This is a genomic window from Flavobacterium silvaticum (assembly GCF_012911565.1).
Taxonomy (GTDB): Bacteria; Bacteroidota; Bacteroidia; order Flavobacteriales; family Flavobacteriaceae; genus Flavobacterium; species Flavobacterium silvaticum.
Window position 1 is genome coordinate 1 of record NZ_JAAMPU010000011.1, and the last position, 243, is coordinate 243.

Below are 243 nucleotides of genomic sequence, written 5' to 3' on the forward strand. Positions count from 1 at the left end.
ACTATCGGCCTTTGCCAGATCGGACGGATTTGCCTATCCAATCTATAGCTACAGCCTTCAACGAACTATTCCGTCAGTTCGCGGTACTTTCATCACTGCGTCACTCCATCACAACTATAAGCAGTACGGGAATATTAACCCGTTGGCCATCGACTGTCCCTTTCGGGTTCGCCTTAGGACCCGACTAACCCTCAGCTGATTAGCATAGCTGAGGAAACCTTAGTCTTTCGGTGTGCGGGTTTC

Annotated in this window: 1 rRNA gene; it reads right to left on the reverse strand. The window is 49.8% G+C overall.

The features are described 5' to 3' along the window. Positions 1–243, reverse strand: a 23S ribosomal RNA gene (locus G6047_RS16990); the annotation flags it as partial.